Source organism: Blastococcus sp. TF02-09, assembly GCF_003319105.1.
In the GTDB taxonomy this organism is placed as follows: domain Bacteria; phylum Actinomycetota; class Actinomycetes; order Mycobacteriales; family Geodermatophilaceae; genus Blastococcus.
Map to the genome: position 1 here is coordinate 472,299 of NZ_QOHH01000001.1, position 15,053 is coordinate 487,351.

Annotated in this window: 13 protein-coding genes and 1 tRNA gene; 5 read left to right on the top strand and 9 right to left on the bottom strand. The window is 74.7% G+C overall.

The window, feature by feature from the left end; genetic code table 11:
* Nucleotides 1-2 precede the first annotated feature (2 nt).
* Complete coding sequence (locus DQ239_RS02255; protein ID WP_113832605.1) at nt 3-2,195, top strand: MMPL family transporter; 2,193 nt, start codon at nt 3-5, stop codon at nt 2,193-2,195.
* Here DQ239_RS02255 and DQ239_RS02260 read toward each other — a convergent pair.
* Both DQ239_RS02260 and DQ239_RS02265 read right to left on the bottom strand, forming a co-directional pair.
* A complete protein-coding gene (locus DQ239_RS02260) occupies nt 2,125-2,778 on the bottom strand; it encodes an SRPBCC family protein (RefSeq protein WP_158544769.1) in 654 nt (217 codons plus the stop codon). The genes DQ239_RS02255 and DQ239_RS02260 overlap by 71 nt on opposite strands.
* On the bottom strand, nt 2,775-4,286 hold the full coding sequence (locus tag DQ239_RS02265) for an FAD-dependent oxidoreductase (protein ID WP_233488645.1): 1,512 nt from the start codon (nt 4,284-4,286) through the stop codon (nt 2,775-2,777). The genes DQ239_RS02260 and DQ239_RS02265 overlap by 4 nt, the downstream gene beginning before the upstream one ends.
* A 142-nt stretch (nt 4,287-4,428) precedes the next feature.
* Between DQ239_RS02265 and DQ239_RS02270 the strand changes: the two genes are divergently transcribed.
* Complete coding sequence (locus DQ239_RS02270; protein WP_113832608.1) at nt 4,429-5,286, top strand: hypothetical protein; 858 nt, start codon at nt 4,429-4,431, stop codon at nt 5,284-5,286.
* 7 nt (nt 5,287-5,293) lie between these two features.
* On the opposite strand, the gene DQ239_RS02275 is transcribed toward DQ239_RS02270, so the two are convergent.
* The 3 genes from DQ239_RS02275 to DQ239_RS02285 all read right to left on the bottom strand — a co-directional run bounded on the left by DQ239_RS02275 (nt 5,294) and on the right by DQ239_RS02285 (nt 7,182).
* The gene (locus tag DQ239_RS02275; protein ID WP_113832609.1) at nt 5,294-6,049 is read right to left on the bottom strand and encodes a hypothetical protein; all 756 of its coding nucleotides are present in this window, start codon (nt 6,047-6,049) and stop codon (nt 5,294-5,296) included.
* Nucleotides 6,050-6,133: 84 nt separating this feature from the next.
* A complete protein-coding gene (locus DQ239_RS02280) occupies nt 6,134-6,874 on the bottom strand; it encodes a hypothetical protein (protein WP_147251969.1) in 741 nt (246 codons plus the stop codon).
* Between the two features lie 234 nt (nt 6,875-7,108).
* Nucleotides 7,109-7,182, bottom strand: a tRNA-Pro gene (locus tag DQ239_RS02285).
* A gap of 215 nt (nt 7,183-7,397) precedes the next feature.
* On the opposite strand from DQ239_RS02285, the gene DQ239_RS02290 reads away from it, so the two are divergent.
* Nucleotides 7,398-9,557, top strand: coding sequence for an MMPL family transporter (locus DQ239_RS02290; protein ID WP_113832611.1), 2,160 nt, complete (start codon nt 7,398-7,400; stop codon nt 9,555-9,557).
* Between the two features lie 8 nt (nt 9,558-9,565).
* On the opposite strand, the gene der is transcribed toward DQ239_RS02290, so the two are convergent.
* From der to DQ239_RS02310, 4 genes are all read right to left on the bottom strand, one after another.
* On the bottom strand, nt 9,566-10,912 hold the full coding sequence (gene der, locus DQ239_RS02295) for a ribosome biogenesis GTPase Der (RefSeq protein ID WP_113832612.1): 1,347 nt from the start codon (nt 10,910-10,912) through the stop codon (nt 9,566-9,568).
* A complete protein-coding gene (gene cmk / locus DQ239_RS02300; RefSeq protein ID WP_113832613.1) occupies nt 10,909-11,601 on the bottom strand; it encodes a (d)CMP kinase in 693 nt (230 codons plus the stop codon). Before cmk ends, der begins: the two co-directional genes overlap by 4 nt.
* Nucleotides 11,598-11,960, bottom strand: coding sequence for a chorismate mutase (aroH, locus tag DQ239_RS02305; protein WP_113832614.1), 363 nt, complete (start codon nt 11,958-11,960; stop codon nt 11,598-11,600). Before aroH ends, cmk begins: the two co-directional genes overlap by 4 nt.
* 80 nt (nt 11,961-12,040) lie before the next feature.
* Entirely contained in the window at nt 12,041-12,883 is an 843-nt protein-coding gene (locus DQ239_RS02310) for a pseudouridine synthase (RefSeq protein WP_113832615.1), read from the bottom strand.
* A 118-nt stretch (nt 12,884-13,001) separates the two neighbouring features.
* Here DQ239_RS02310 and DQ239_RS02315 point away from each other — a divergent pair, with 118 nt between their 5' ends.
* Together DQ239_RS02315 and DQ239_RS02320 are read left to right on the top strand one after the other, a co-directional pair.
* Nucleotides 13,002-13,586, top strand: a complete 585-nt coding sequence (locus tag DQ239_RS02315; protein ID WP_233488646.1) for a SigE family RNA polymerase sigma factor — start codon at nt 13,002-13,004, stop codon at nt 13,584-13,586.
* Nucleotides 13,583-15,049 (top strand): hypothetical protein, encoded by a 1,467-nt coding sequence (locus DQ239_RS02320; RefSeq protein WP_113832617.1) that lies wholly within the window; start codon nt 13,583-13,585, stop codon nt 15,047-15,049. The genes DQ239_RS02315 and DQ239_RS02320 overlap by 4 nt, the downstream gene beginning before the upstream one ends.
* The last annotated feature ends 4 nt before the right edge of the window (nt 15,050-15,053 follow it).

The following is a 15,053-nucleotide window of genomic DNA, read 5'->3' on the forward strand; positions in this document are numbered from 1 at the left end:
CCATGGCTCACCTGCTGTCCCGGATCGGCGCCTTCGGGCACCGCCGCCGGCTGGCCGTCGTCCTCGTCTGGCTGACGGTCCTCGTGGCCGGCGGCGTCGGCGCGGCCACGCTGGCCGGGGAGACGTCGAACAGCTTCTCCATCCCGGGCCAGGAGTCGACGGTCGCGCAGGAGCTCATCACCGAGGAGTTCGGTGCCGGGGGCGCCACCGTCGACGTCGCCGTCGCGACGCCGGACGGCGGCACGCTCACCGACCCGGAGACCGCCGCGGCGGTGGGCGAGCTGGTGCAGACCCTCGGCGGGCTGCCCGGCGTCGTCTCGGCCAGCAACCCGCTGGACCCGGCGGCGCCCGCGGTCAACGCCGACGCGACCATCGGCTACAGCACGGTGACCTACGGCGGCCTGATCGAGGACGTGACCGACGAGCAGCGGACGGCGCTGCTGGACGCGGTCGCCGACGCCGGCACCGGCGAGCTCACCGTGGCGGCCACCGGCGAGGCGCTCGAGGCCGGCGCCCCGCACATGGGCGTGGGCGAGGTCATCGGCGTGGTCCTCGCAGTGGTCGTCCTCGCTCTCACCTACGGCTCGCTGGTCGCCGCGGGCATGAACCTGCTGACCGCCGTCGTCGGGGTCGGGGTCGGCGTCCTGGGCATCACCATCGCCACCGGGTTCCTCGACCTGTCCTCCACCACCTCGGCGCTGGCCGGCATGCTGGGCCTCGCCGTCGGCATCGACTACGCGCTGTTCATCATCAGCCGCTACCGGCAGGAGCTGCTCCGCGGCGTCGACGTCCCGACCGCGATCGCGGTGGCCACGGGCACGGCGGGCTCGGCCGTGGTCACCGCCGGCCTCACCGTGGTCATCGCCCTGCTCGGCCTGTCCGTGGTGGGCATCCCGTTCCTGACCCAGATGGGCGTCGCCGCGGCCGCGACCATCGTCGTCGCCGTCCTGGTCGCCCTCACCCTGGCCCCGGCCGCGATGGGCTACCTGGGCAGGCGCGCCCTCCCGCGCAAGGTCCGCGCCGCCGGTGACGAGCGCCCCGCCCGGCGCAGCGGGGGCCCCGGCCTCCTCGCCCGGTGGGTCGCGGCGGTCACCCGGCACCGGGTCGCCACCGTGCTCGGCACGGTGCTGGCGCTGGGCGTCCTCTCCCTCCCGGTCACCTCCATGGCGACGACGCTGGTGCCCAGCCCGGAGCCCGGCAGCACCCAGGCCCGCGCGCAGGAACTCCTCGCGGAGGGCTTCGGCGAGGGCATCAACGGCCCGCTCGCCGTCCTCGTCCGGGGCGAGGGCGCCGCAGAGGCCGCGGCCGGGCTCGGCGAGCCGCTGTCCGCGCTGCCCGACGTCGCCTTCGTGACCCCGCCGGTGCCGGACGCCGACGGCACCGCGGCCCTGGTCACGGTGATCCCGGAGTCCGGTCCCGACAGCGCGGCCACCGAGGCCCTCGTCGGCGACATCCGGGCCTCGCTCGCGGACCTCGACGGCGTCGACACCTACGTGACCGGCGCGACCGCCGTGAGCGTCGACGTCGCCCAGGCCCTCGACGACGCCCTGCCGGTGTACCTGGTGCTCGTGGTCGGCCTGGCCTTCGTGCTGCTGGTGCTGGTGTTCCGCTCGCTGCTGGTGCCGCTGGTCGGCGTCCTGGGCTTCCTGTTCACCGTGGGCGCCTCCCTCGGCGCCACCGTGGCGGTCTTCCAGTGGGGCTGGCTGGCCGACCTCGTCGGCCTGAGCAGCCCCGGCCCGCTGATCAGCCTCACCCCGATCCTGGTCATCGGGATCCTGTTCGGCCTGGCGATGGACTACCAGGTGTTCCTGGTGAGCCGGATGCACGAGGCGCACACGTCCGGCGACGGCCCGCTGGAGGCGATCCGTGCCGGCTTCCGCCGCTCCGCCCCGGTCGTCGTGGCCGCGGCGCTGATCATGTTCGGCGTCTTCGCGGGCTTCGCGACCAGCCCGGACCCCACGCTCAAGTCCATCGCGTTCGCGCTGGCGGCGGGGATCGTCGTGGACGCGTTCGTCGTGCGCATGGTGCTGGTGCCTGCCGCCCTGGCCCTTCTGGGCGAGCGCGCCTGGTGGCTGCCGCGCTGGCTGGGATGGCTCCCGTACCTCGACGTCGAGGGGTCCGCGCTCACCGGCGGCGTCGTCCCGGACGCGGCGCGCGGCGCGGCCGCCGCAGCGGAGACCGTGGGCGCCCGCTGACCCTCGACCGTCCCCGGAGCGTCCGGTGGAGCGCGAGGAGCGCGGCCGGCCACGCCGCGGCCACCACGAGCGCGGGTGCCACGGCCGGCGCGGTGACCGGCGGCGCGAGCAGCCGGGTGCCCAGCCGGGCCGCCAGCCCCTCGCCGCCCTCCCGCATGAGCGCGGCGTGGTTCCACACGAACACCGGGCGGGCCAGCGGCGAGAGCAGCCGCATCCACGCCGGCCGCGGTCGCACCCGCCAGTCGAAGCGCACCGCGGCGCCGCCGGCCACCGCGGCGACCTCCCAGCGGCCCTCGCCCTCCACCCGCCCGCTTACCGTCGTCCGCACGCCGCGCAGCGGCTCGTCCTGCACCACCGTGGCGTCGAAGGCCATGCGGTAGGGCAGCCGGGTGCGGAAGACGAAGGTCCACACCTCGCTCCCGGCGTCGTCGGCGCCGGCCCGGGTGACGTTCTCCACCGAGGGCCACCACGCCGGCCACTCCTCGACCCGGCGCACGGCCGCCCAGACCTCCGCGGGCACGGCCGCGACGTGCCACTCGTCGCGGAACAGGTAGCCGGGCACCTGCTCGCCGGCGCCGGTCAACCGCCGGTGGCGGTCGACGCCGCGGCCGCCTGGGCGAGGTACTGGTGGACCAGCGCCACGGCGATCGCGCCGGACCCGACGCCGGAGGCCACCCGCTTGACCGAGCCGTGCCGCACGTCGCCGGCCGCGAACACCCCGGGCACGCTGGTCTCCAGCAGCAGGGGTGGGCGCGCCAGCGGCCAGCCCGGCGAGGCGCCGTCCAGGTCCGGCCCGGTGAGGACGAACCCGGCGCGGTCCGTGGCGACCGCCTCCCCGAGGCACGCCGACGCCGGCCGCGAGCCGATGAGCGCGAACACGGCGTCCGCCCGCAGGGTCTCCCGCTCGTGCGAGTCGAGGTCCTCGACGACGACGGACTCCAGCACCTGCCCGCCGGCGGCGTCGACGATGCCCACCCGCGCCCGGACGTCGATGGTGGGCGACTCGGCGATCTCCTGGACCAGGTAGTCCGACATCGTCGCCGCCAGGCCGTGCCGGGCGAGGACGGTCACCCGCTCGGCGTAGCGGGCCAGGTGCACCGCGGCCTGCCCGGCCGAGTTGCCCCCGCCCACGACCAGCACCGTCCGGCCCGCCATGGCCCGCGCCTCGCTGACCGCGGCGCCGTAGAAGAAGCCGCGCCCCAGGAACGCCTCCAGGCCGGGCACCTCCATGCGCCGCCACTCCGCCCCGGTGGCGGCGACCACCGTGCGGGCGCGCACCGTGGCGCCGTCGGACAGGTGCACGGTGTGCTCGCCGTCGTGGCTGGTCAGCCCGACCATGCTGCGGGACCAGATGAAGGAGGCGCCGAACGACCAGGCCTGCTGGTAGGCGCTGGCCGCCAGCCGGCTCCCGCTGATCCCCCGCGGGAATCCCAGGTAGTTGCGGATGAGCGAGCTGGTGCCCGCCTGCCCGCCCATGGCGAGGGGCTCGATCACCGTGGTGCGCAGCCCCTCCGACGCGGCGTACACCGCGGCGCTCAGGCCGGCCGGCCCCGCACCGACCACGACGACGTCGAGCAGCGTCTCGCCGTCCACCGGCTCCAGGAGGCCGAAGGCGGCGGCGATGTCCATCGCGCTGGGGGCGGTCAGCACCGGGGAGTCCGGCCGGAACCGCAGGACGACCACCGGGAGCTCCGGCTCGTCCAGCCCCAGCCCGGCGAGCAGCTCGGTGACCGCGAGGTGGAACTCCTCGTCGCCGGCCCGCTCCGGGCGGTAGAGCCACCCGTCGAGCCGGCCGAGCGCGATCGCTTCGAACACCGGCGCCGCCGTCTCCAGGTCCCCCCACCGCACGATGCAGGCACGCACCGCACCGGCCTGCGCGCCGCCCACCCGGGCGAGGACGTCCAGGCCGTCGGGGTCCGCGGGCCCCAGGCCGGCGAGGAACGCCGCGACCGGCACGCCCCGCCCCTGCAGGCCCGCCACCTCGGCGGCGAGCTCGTCCTCCGAGCCGCAGACGGCGACGGCGTAGTCCGCGCCGTAGCGCTTCGCCAGCTCCTCGCCGACCCGGTCGCGCACCGGCTGCGCACGGCTCATCAGGACCAGTGCCGCTCGCGCGGCCCGCCCGCTGTGCCCGTCGTGGCGGTCCATATAGCATGCTAAGGGCGCCGCCGCACGCGGGGTCAATGGGTTTGGTGGCCGGCGCTCGCCCCGTCCCCGACCGCACCGAGAGTGGATCATGACCGATCCGCACGGAGCCCGGGTCGTGCTCCCCGGCACCCGCTGGCTCCTCCGCGCCTTCAGCGTGCTGACCTTCCTGGCCTTCGTCTCGCTGTTCCTGATGGCCGCGCGCACCGACCGGTACTTCGCCTGGACGATCGCACCCGCAGCGACCGCCGCGTTCGTGGGGGCGGCCTACGCCGCCGGCTGCCTGCTGGTCGTGCTGTCGCTGCGGGAGCGGTGGTGGTCCCGCGTCCGCGTCCCGTTCGTCACGGTCCTGGTCTTCACCGTCGTCACGCTGGCCGCCACCCTGCTGCACCTGGACCGGTTCCACTTCGCCGCACCCGGCGTGGTGGCGCGGGCGGCCGCCTGGTTCTGGGTCGCGGTCTACGTCGTCGTGCCGCCCGGCATGCTGCTGATGCTCGTGGCGCAGGAGCGCCTCCCGCAGGCCGACCCGCCGGGGCGGATGCCGCTGCCGCGCGGCCTGGCCGCGGTCCTTGGAGTGCAGGGCGCGGTGTTCCTGGCGGTGGGCGCGGTCCTCTTCGTCGCCCCCGGGACCGAGACGGCCCTGTGGCCCTGGTCGCTGACGCCGCTCACGGCCCGCACGGTGGCGGCGTGGCTGCTCGCCTTCGGCGTCGGCACCGTCCTAGCGCTGCGCGACCGGGACCTCGACCGGCTGGAGCTCGCGGCCGTCGCCTACGCCGTCTTCGGCGCCCTCGAGGTCGTCGTCCTCCTGCTGTACTCCGACGTGGTCCGCTGGAACTCCGCCGCGACGTACGGCTACCTCGCGCTGGCCGCCTCCACCGTGGCCGGCGGCGGGTACGCGCTGCGCCTGACCCGCGCCGCAGGCCGCACGCACGCGAAGGCCGCGACGTGAGCGGAGGTCAGCCGCTGGAGCCGAGGCGGTAGAGGGCGGTGTGGGCGACGTGCAGCACGGGCTCGCCGTCGGCCAGGACCAGGGCGTCGTAGCGCACCTCGTCGTGACGGCCCCGCCGGCCGACGGAGGTGACGCGGCCGTGGGAGGTGACCCGCGCCGGCAGCTGCGCCACCCCGAGGAAGCGGCAGTCGCTCGCGGTGTGGATCCACGGCCCCAGGTCCACGTTCCGCGTGAGCAGCCGGTGCACCGCCTTGACCAGCATCCCCGGGTGCGCCCAGGCGTTCTCCCGGTACAGCGCCAGGGGCTCGCCGACGGCGTCGAGGTACCACTCGTTCTGCTCGACGGGAACGTCCTCGTGCACGCTGCCGAACGGTCCGACGACCGGGTCCGCCACCGGCCGGTCCGCAGGCGGCACCTCGACCAGGCCGGTGAGGTCGGGCCGCTCGGCCGTCGGGGCGGTGGAGCCCAGGCACCGCACCTCGCCGTCCGGTCCGGTGACGGTCAGCGCCCCGTCGGCCACCTCGACCAGCAGCTCCTCGCCGTCGTACACCGGCCGGCGGAACCGCACGTCCACCCGCCCGCGGGAGAGCCACCCGGGCCCCTCCGCCTGGACCAGCGGGGTGGTGATCCGGGCGAACAGCTCGACCCCCGGTACCAGCGCACCGGTGAAGCCGAACCGCCGGGCGACGTCGTCGTCGTGGATCTTGTTCTGCGCCTCCTCGATGACGTGGGCGACGAACCGGTGCGGCGCAGGGGCGTCCATGCCCGGATGGTGGCACGGGCCCAGGCCCAGGCCCGTGCACGGCCCGTCCGCTTCCGGCAAGAACTGCTGAGGGTCGTCGCATTCTCAGACGAGTGGATGGCCTCCCAGCTGAGCGACCCGGAACCGGCTATAGCCACCGAGGTGGATGGCGTGCAGGCCCCCGACCGCTGCAAACGGCATCAGGTAGCAGTGGAGGTCACCGTCGATGATGAAGAAGTCATCGATCTCTTCGGGGTCGTACGTCCGCCTCTCGCCACGAGAGGTCGAGAGATACACCTTCCACGAATCGCCTGCACGCACGGTCGTCGTCTTCACCTGCACCCGGCGTGTGCCCTCGTGACCACTGACGAGCAGGTCGTAGCGGCTGGGCTCCAAGGGCCATGCAACTTCCTGGCCAGTCAGGGTGTACCACGCCGCCGCGAGGAGAGAGCCGGCACGATCGAGGTGCACGATGTCGGGCCGGATGTCAGGACCCCGCGTGGAGGAAGGCTCGGCCGTCAGGTGTCCCGACTCGATGCCGAGTCGGGCCGCATGGCCCCTCACGGTGCGGATGGATGAGGGCCCCTCGAGTCCGAGAGCCTCGACCACCTTCGACCACGAGTCGGCGGTCCCGATCGCCGAGCGGAGTTCGGTCTCCGTCCAGCGACGCCGGCCCCTGAAGTGGTTGTGATCGGCGGAGATCCGGTCCGCGTGAGCGCGGACCGACCTCATCGCTCCGGCCGAAGTCGCGGTGAGGCCCAGTTCCCGCAGCACACCGCGCCAGGATGTCGACCTCGCTACTGCGGCGATGAGTTGCTCGTCGGAGTAGCTCCGCGTCCACGTCACGGCCGCACGGTAGGGCGAGCCACTGACGCTACCCCTCGTACTGACCGCAGCTGATCGAGACCTCGACGGCCGCGACCTCGGCGCCGCAAGCGAACTCCTCCGCGAGCTCACGATCAACCCCGACCGCGACTACAAGCCCACCGGCAGACCACCCGGATCCGCGCGCAGATGCCAGACGCCCGAACCCACGTTCCGTGGGCCCGGGCGTCCGAGATGTCTTGCGACACCACACTGTCGGGCTGACAGGATTTGAACCTGCGACCCCCTGACCCCCAGTCAGGTGCGCTACCAAGCTGCGCTACAGCCCGCGCTCCTCCGCGCACTCCCGGACACCCCGGGCGCGCGATGGCCGCCCGGGAAGATTACCGCACCGCCGTCGAGCTCCCGCCGGCCCCCCGCTCACTTTCCGGCGCCCCGGACGTCCTACCCGATGACACCCGGCACGGACCCTGGAAGCCTCTTCCCCGAGGGTTCGCCGCCGTCCAGCTCGACCAGGGGCACCGCTGTGCCGAAGGGAACAACCATGGGCCGTACGTTCGCATCCCGCGTCAGCAGCCGACGGCTCAAGTGGGTCGTCCTCGTCCTCTGGCTGGTCCTCGCCGCGGCGGCGGGCCCGCTCGCGGGCGGCCTGACCGACGAGCAGGACAACGAGGTCTCCTCGTGGCTACCGGGTGACGCGGAGTCGACCCTGGCCATCGAGCAGCAGGCGGCGCTGGGCTCGGACCCCGACATCCTCCCGGCCGTCATCGTCTACGAGCGGTCCGGTGGGGTGACCGACGCGGACCTCGCCGCCGTGCAGGAGGACGCCACCGACCTCGGCACGCTGCCCGAGCTCGACGGCGAGATCGTCGGCCCGATCCCCTCGGAGGACGGCGAGGCCCTCCAGCTGGTCGCGCCGCTGAACGTGGGGCCCGACGGCTTCGACACCATCGCGGGGCTGGTCGACGGCATCCGGGACACCGTGTCCGACGGGCCCGACGGCCTCCAATCCTGGGTCGGCGGGCCGGCGGGGAACGTCGCCGACTCCGCGGAGGCCTTCGAGGGCATCGACAGCACCCTGCTGTTCGCCGCCCTCGGCGTCGTCATCGTGATCCTGCTGTTCACCTACCGCAGCCCGGTGCTGTGGATCCTGCCCATCGTCTCCGCGGTCGTGGCGCTGTTCTGCGCCCAGGCGGTCATCTACCTGCTGGCCCGGTACGCCGACCTGACCGTCAACGGGCAGAGCGCGGGCATCCTCACCGTGCTGGTCATCGGCGCCGGCACCGACTACGCGCTGCTCCTGGTCGCCCGCTACCGGGAGGAGCTGCGGCTGCACGCCGACCGGCACGAGGCGATGACCGAGGCGGTCCACCGGGCCGGGCCCGCGGTGCTGGCCAGTGGCGGCACGGTGGTCCTCGGGATGCTCTGCCTCTCGTTCGCGGACATGAACTCCACCGCGGGGCTGGGCCCGGTCGCGGCCATCGGCGTCGCCGTCACGCTGGTCGTGCTCATGACGCTGCTCCCGGCCCTGCTGGTCATCTGCGGCCGCTGGGTGTTCTGGCCGGTCCGCCCGACCGTGGGCAGCCTCGAGCCGACCGCGACCGGCATCTGGGCGCACGTGGGGGCGCTGATCCGGCCGCGTCCGCGTGTGGTGTGGGTGGTCACCACCGTGCTGCTGCTCGTCGCGAGCCTCGGGCTGCTCCGCCTGGACGCCACCGGCCTGAGCCAGGCCGACGGCTTCCGCGGCACGCCCGAGTCCGTGCAGGGCGACGAGGTGGCCCGGGCGCACTACCCGGCGACGGCCGGCAACCCCGTCTACGTCCTGACCACCGCCGCCGACGTGGATGCGGTGGCCGACGCCGTCGCCGGCACCGAGGGCATCGCCGCGGTCGAGCCGCCCCAGGTCACCGGGGACGACGCCCTGGTCCAGGCCGAGCTGTCCGACCCGGCCGACAGCCAGGCCGTCTATGACACCGTCGAGCGGTTGCGCGCCGGCCTGGACGACGTCGGCGACGGCGCGGCGGTGGTCGGCGGCAACACCGCGGTCAACCTCGACGTCCAGACCGCCTCGCAGCGGGACAACCGCGTGCTCATCCCGCTGATCATGCTGGTCGTGCTGCTGGTGCTCGGGGTGCTGCTGCGGGCGGTCGTGGCCCCGCTGATCCTCATCGCCACCGTGGTGCTGTCCTTCGGCGCCGCGCTCGGCCTCAGCGCGCTGATCTTCGACGCGGTGCTGGGCGTGGACTCGACCGACAGCTCGTTCCCGCTGTTCGTCTTCGTGTTCCTCGTCGCGCTGGGCATCGACTACAACATCTTCCTGATGACCCGCGTGCGGGAGGAGGCCCACGACCACGGCACCCGGCGGGCGGCGCTCATCGGGCTGTCGGCGACCGGGGGCGTCATCACCTCGGCCGGTCTGGTGCTCGCGGCGACGTTCGCGGTGCTGGGCACCCTGCCGCTGACGTTCCTCACCCAGCTGGGCATCGCCGTCGCGCTGGGCGTGCTGCTGGACACGATGATCGTCCGGTCGGTGCTGGTGACGGCGCTGAACCTCGACGTCGGCCGGTGGATGTGGTGGCCCAGCGCGCTGGCGCACCGCCACGACGGGCCCGAGCTCGACCCCGGGCCCGTCGCCGAGGGCGCCCGCGTGCCCGGGCCGCGGGCGCGCCAGGACGACCCGGAGGATGCCCGGCCCGGCTCCTGACCGGGGAGTCAGCTCTTGCGGGCGTCCCGGTCGCGGGCGTCGCGGACCTTCACCGACACCTCGATCGGCGTGCCCGCGAAGCCGAACTGCTCGCGCAGCTTGCGCTCGAGGAAGCGCCGGTAGCCGGCCTCGAGGAAGCCGGTGGAGAAGACGACGAACCGCGGCGGGCGGACGTCGGCCTGCGTCACGTACTTGATCTTGGGTGCTCGGCCGCCGCGCGCCGGCGGCGGTGTCTCCTGCACCAGCGCCCGCACGAACTGGTTGAGCTCCGCGGTCGGGATGCGCTTCTCCCACGACGCCAGCGCCCAGCGCAGGTGGTCGGCGAGCTTGCCGACCCCGCGCCCGGTGGCGGCGGAGATGTTGACCCGCGTCGCCCACTTCACCCGGGCGAGGTCGCGCTCGATCTCCCGCTCCAGCTGGTGGTGCCGGTCCTCGTCGAGGGTGTCCCACTTGTTGATGGCGATCACCAGGGCGCGCCCGGCGTCGACGACCTGGGAGATGACGCGCTGGTCCTGCTCGCTGATCACCTCGTCGGCGGCGAGCAGGACGACCGCGACCTCGGCGGCCTGGATGGCGGCCTCGGTGCGCAGGCTGGCGTAGTACTCCATGCCGCTGGCGGTGCTGACCTTGCGGCGCAGGCCCGCGGTGTCGACGAAGCGCCACTCCTCGCCGCCGAGGGTCACGATCGAGTCCACCGGGTCGACCGTCGTCCCGGCGACCGAGTCGACGACGGAGCGCTCGTCCTTGGCCAGCCGGTTGAGCAGGCTGGACTTGCCGACGTTCGGCCGCCCGACCAGGGCCACCCGGCGCGGGCCCTCCTCGTGCTCCTGCTCGCGCGGCGCCTCGGGCATCGCGTCGAGGATCAGGTCGAGCAGGTCGCCGCTGGAGCGGCCGTGCAGCGCGCTGACCGGCTGCGGCTCCCCCATGCCCAGGCCCCACAGCTCGTGGACGTTGGCCTCGCTGCGCTCGTCGTCGACCTTGTTGGCCACGAGAATGACCGGCCGGTCGCTGCGGCGCAGCACCCGCGCCGCGGCGAGGTCGGTGTCGGTGGCACCCACCTGGCTGTCGACCACGAGCACGATGACGTCGGCGGTCTGCATGGCGAACTCGGCCTGGCGGGTGATCGAGGCGCCGATGCCGGTCGCCTTCGGGTCCCAGCCGCCGGTGTCCATGACGGTGAAGCGCTTGCCGTTCCACAGCGCCTCGTAGGAGATCCGGTCGCGGGTCACCCCCGGGGTGTCCTGCACGACGGCGGCCCGCCGGCCCAGGATGCGGTTGACCAGCGTCGACTTGCCCACGTTGGGCCGGCCGACGATGGCGACGACGGGGAGCGGCCCGTCCTGCTGCTCGGTCACGTGCGGTCCCCTGTCACCAGCGCGGCCTCGGCCAGCGCGACGACGCGGTCGACGACGCCCTGCTGGTCCAGGTCGCTGCTGTCCACGACCACGGCGTCGGCGGCCGGTCGCAGCGGGCTGTCCGCCCGGCTGCTGTCGTACTCGTCGCGGCGGCGCAGGTCCGCGGCCAGGGCGTCGATCTCCGCCGGGTCCCGCAGCCCGAGCTGCCCGGCCCGGCGCTGGGCGCGGATCTCGGGTGCCGCGGTCAGGTAGACCTTGAGCGTCGCGTCGGGCAGGACGACGGTGCCGATGTCGCGGCCCTCGACGACCACGGCGTCGGCGGCACCGGCGAGCTCGCGCTGCTGGGCGACCAGCTGCCGGCGCACGGCCGGGACGGCGGACACCGCGGAGACCCAGCGGGTGACCTCGGCGCCGCGGATGCGGGCGGCGACGTCGACGCCGTCCACCTCGACCCGCTCGCTGCCGGCCTCGGTGCCCACGACGATGCGCGCCGCGGCCACGGTCCGGGCCACCGCCTCGGCGTCCTGGGGGTCCACCCCGGCATCGAGGACGGCGACGGTGGCGGCGCGGTACATCGCGCCCGTGTCGAGGTAGGCGGCACCGAGCTGCCGGGCCACGCCGCGGGCCACGCTGGACTTGCCGGTGCCCGAGGGGCCGTCGAGGGTCACCGCGCCACGGAAGGCGGTCACTGGGCGATGTCCCGGCGCAGGGCGGCGGCACCGCGGAGGTAGACGTGCTGGATCTCGGCGCGCGGCCGCGGGGTCTCCACGTGCGCCATCAGCCGCAGCACCCGCGGCAGGGCGTGCGGGACGGCGATCTCGGTCGCGCACATGAGCGGCACGTCGCCCATGCCGAGCTCGCGCGCGGCGAGCGCGGGGAACTCCGCGACCAGGTCGGGCGTCGCGGTGAACAGGATGCTGATGACGTCGTCGTGCGCGAGCGCGTTGCGCTCCAGCACGGCGGTGACCAGCTCGCGGGTGGCCTCGAGCACCTGCTCCCGGTCGTCGGCGTCGACCTGCGTCGCGCCCCGGATGGCTCGGACGGCCATGCACACTCCTCGTTCGTTCGGCGGCGTCCGATCGGCGGAGCCCCGCTGAGTCTAGGTGGCCCCCGCGCAGGGGTCCTTCCTCAGAGACCGACCAGCTCCGAGAGCGCGCCGAGCTCCTGGCGGCTGAGCTTGCGGATGGTCCCCGAGCGCATCGCCCGCAGCTCGATCGGGCCGACGGCGGTGCGGGTGAGCCGCGAGACCGGCAGGCCCACCTCGGCCAGCAGCCGGCGCACGATGTGCTTGCGGCCCTCGTGCAGCACGACCTCGACCACGGACTGGCCGGCGTGGGTGTCCACGACCCGGAAGGAGTCGACCTTCACCGGGCCGTCGTCCAGCTCGATCCCGCCGCGCAGCCGCTTGGCCAGGTCGCGGGGCACCGAGCCCGACACCTGCGCCAGGTAGGTCTTGCGCACGCCGTAGGACGGGTGCGCCAGCCGGTGGGCGAGCTCGCCGTCGGTGGTGAGCAGCAGCAGGCCCTCGGTGTCCTGGTCCAGCCGGCCGACGTGCACCAGCCCGGGCGCCAGATCGCCGACCATGTCGCCCACCGTCGGGCGGTTGCGGTCGTCGCTCATCGCGGTGATGACGCCCGGCGGCTTGTTGAGCGCGTAGGTGACCCGGTCGTCGCGGATCTCGAGGCGGACGCCGTCGACGGCGATCTTGTCGCGGGTGGGGTCGACCCGCATGCCCTGCACCTGCACGACCGCGCCGTTCACGCTGATCCGGCCGGCCTCGATCATGTCCTCGCTGACCCGGCGGCTGCCGACACCGGCACGGGCCAGGACCTTCTGCAGCCGCTCGCCCTCGCGGTCGCCCTCGGCCTCCGGGGCGCGGTCGCCGGGGTGGACCGGAGCCAGCTCCATGTCCTCGGACCAGCCCTCGCCGGAGGCGGTGGTGTTCTCGTCGTTCGGGTTCGCGGCGTTCATCGCCCCCGAGTCTCCCACCCCGCGCGGGCGGTCCTCGCCACGCGTTGTCCCGAGGAGGCAACCTTCCGAGGGGGCCACCGTGTCCTTTCCCACGAGGACCCTGCGGCGAGGAGCACCGGTGGCGCGCTTGAGCGAGGACGACGAGGCGGCGTTCGACGCCTTCGTCGCGGATCGGCGCGCCTCGCTGCTGCGCACCGCCTTCCTGCTCACCGGCGAGCCGCACCGCGCCGAGGACCTGGTGCAGGCCGCGCTGCTGGAGGTCCTCCGGCGCTGGCCGCGGCTGCGCGACCGGGTGGACCCGGTGGGCTACGCCCGCAAGACCGTCGTCACGACCCACCTCAACCTCGTCCGCCGGCTGTCCTGGCGGGAGGTGCCGGTCGCCGCTGTCCCCGACGACGGCGGACCGGGCGCCGACGAGCACGACGGCACCGTCCAGCGCCTAGCGATCCGGGCGGCCCTGCTCCGGTTGCCGCCCCGCATGCGCGCGGTGCTGGTGCTGCGCTACTTCGACGACCTGTCCGAGCAGGACACCGCCGCCGCGCTGGGGTGCAGCCAGGGCGCCGTCAAGTCCTCGGCGTCCCGGGGGCTGGCCCGGCTGCGCGAGGTGCTCGACCAGCACGACCTCCCCGACCGGCGGGACCCCGGCGTCGTCGCCGCGCCGGTCCCGCTCCCCTGCCCCACGCCACCCGGAGGACGACCGTGACCACCGAGGAGCTGCTGCGCACCGAGCTGCGCGCCTGGGCCGACGAGGTGGCGCCCGACGGCTCCCGCGACCTCTCGGCCGCGGGCCTCACCGACCTGCGCCGCCGCCGGCTCCGGCACCGCGCCGAGCTGCTCGCCGCGGCCGTGGCCGTCGTGGCCGTCCTGCTCGGCGCCCAGGCGGGGGCGTCGCGCCTCCTCGACGGCTCGGACCGGTCCACGGCCGCGCCCACCCCCACGCCTGCGGTGGACGTCCTCGGGCTGCCGGCCCGCGGCCCGCTGGCCGGCGACGCCGCGGTGCTGGAGGCCTTGGTGCAGCTGCCCTGGGCGAGCGACGGAGCCCCGGCCGGCCGCGATCCGGTCGTCAGCGGCATCCCCGACCCCCGGGTGGAGACCCGCCGGGTGCTGTGGGCCGGCGACAGCCCGGCCGGGCTCCGGCTGGCCGTCGTCGCCGGCGAGAACAACGCCCAGCCGGTCGACCGCGACCCGGAGCGGCAGTCCGATCTCGGGGCCCTCGGCTCCACCGCCGTCGCCGTCTTCGTCGGACCCGCCGGTGCCCCGGTCGACCAGCTCCGTCTGACCGGGGTGCCGCACGGCCGCACGGACGGCCGGCCGATCGCCCTCCGGGACGCCACGACCGGGACCGCCCTGGTCCTCGCGGCGCCCGGCGACTACGTCGAGATCGCCGAGCGGCCGGAGTACGACGCCGACGGGGTCGAGTCCTTCGACTTCCGGCCGGTCGACGCGCCCGACGGAGCTGCACTGATCACCGCCGAGCACGGGTACGCGATGCAGTACCGGGTCTGGCGGGACGGCGGCACGGTCGTCGACGGTCAGCCCTTCGACACCGTCCTCAGCGATCCTGCAGCTCCCGGCGACGAGGCGGCGATCGCCGCGGCTCTCGACGTGCGGTTCCTCCGCTCTCCTGCCGCCGAGGCGCCTCTGGACGCGTCGTCCCTCGTGGTGCAGAGCGGCCTGCCCCCGGAGCAGGTCGACGTCGTCGTCCCGTGGACCGGCTCGGTCCCCTCGCGGGACGGCCTCCCGATGACCGCCACGCTGACCACCGCCACCCTGCCCTCGTCCGCCGTGCTGGTGTCGCTCACCGTGTCCCGCTCGTTCGCGGACGGGTCCCGCGGCAGCTCCGACTGCGGCGACGGCTGGTACACGAAGGTCCTGCCCGGCGGCGGCATCAACATCGCCGAGCGCACCTTCGTCTTCCGCTGCACCACGCACGACATGAGCGGCCTCGGCGGCTCGGAGCTGACCAGCCTGGTGGTCGTCGCGCCGGTGGGGGCGGCGACGGCGCGACTGCTCGACGGGACGGGCGCCGTGCTGGCCGAGGTGCCGCTGGACGACGGGGTGCTCGTCACCACCGACGAGGAGCTGGTCGCCGACACCACCTCGGTCGTGCCGCTGGGTGCCGACGGCCGGGAGCACACCCGCGCCGGCCTGCTCACCGGCGACTGACGCC

Excerpts from the sequence above, each read along its gene's own strand:
- DQ239_RS02265 (WP_233488645.1), bottom strand. The coding sequence starts at position 4,286 with ATGAGCCGTGCGCAGCCGGTGCGCGACCGGGTCGGCGAGGAGCTGGCG.
- DQ239_RS02255 (WP_113832605.1), top strand. The coding sequence starts at position 3 with ATGGCTCACCTGCTGTCCCGGATCGGCGCCTTCGGGCACCGCCGCCGG.
- DQ239_RS02270 (WP_113832608.1), top strand. The coding sequence starts at position 4,429 with ATGACCGATCCGCACGGAGCCCGGGTCGTGCTCCCCGGCACCCGCTGG.
- DQ239_RS02275 (WP_113832609.1), bottom strand. The coding sequence starts at position 6,049 with ATGGACGCCCCTGCGCCGCACCGGTTCGTCGCCCACGTCATCGAGGAG.
- DQ239_RS02290 (WP_113832611.1), top strand. The coding sequence starts at position 7,398 with ATGGGCCGTACGTTCGCATCCCGCGTCAGCAGCCGACGGCTCAAGTGG.
- aroH (WP_113832614.1), bottom strand. The coding sequence starts at position 11,960 with ATGGCCGTCCGAGCCATCCGGGGCGCGACGCAGGTCGACGCCGACGAC.
- DQ239_RS02310 (WP_113832615.1), bottom strand. The coding sequence starts at position 12,883 with ATGAACGCCGCGAACCCGAACGACGAGAACACCACCGCCTCCGGCGAG.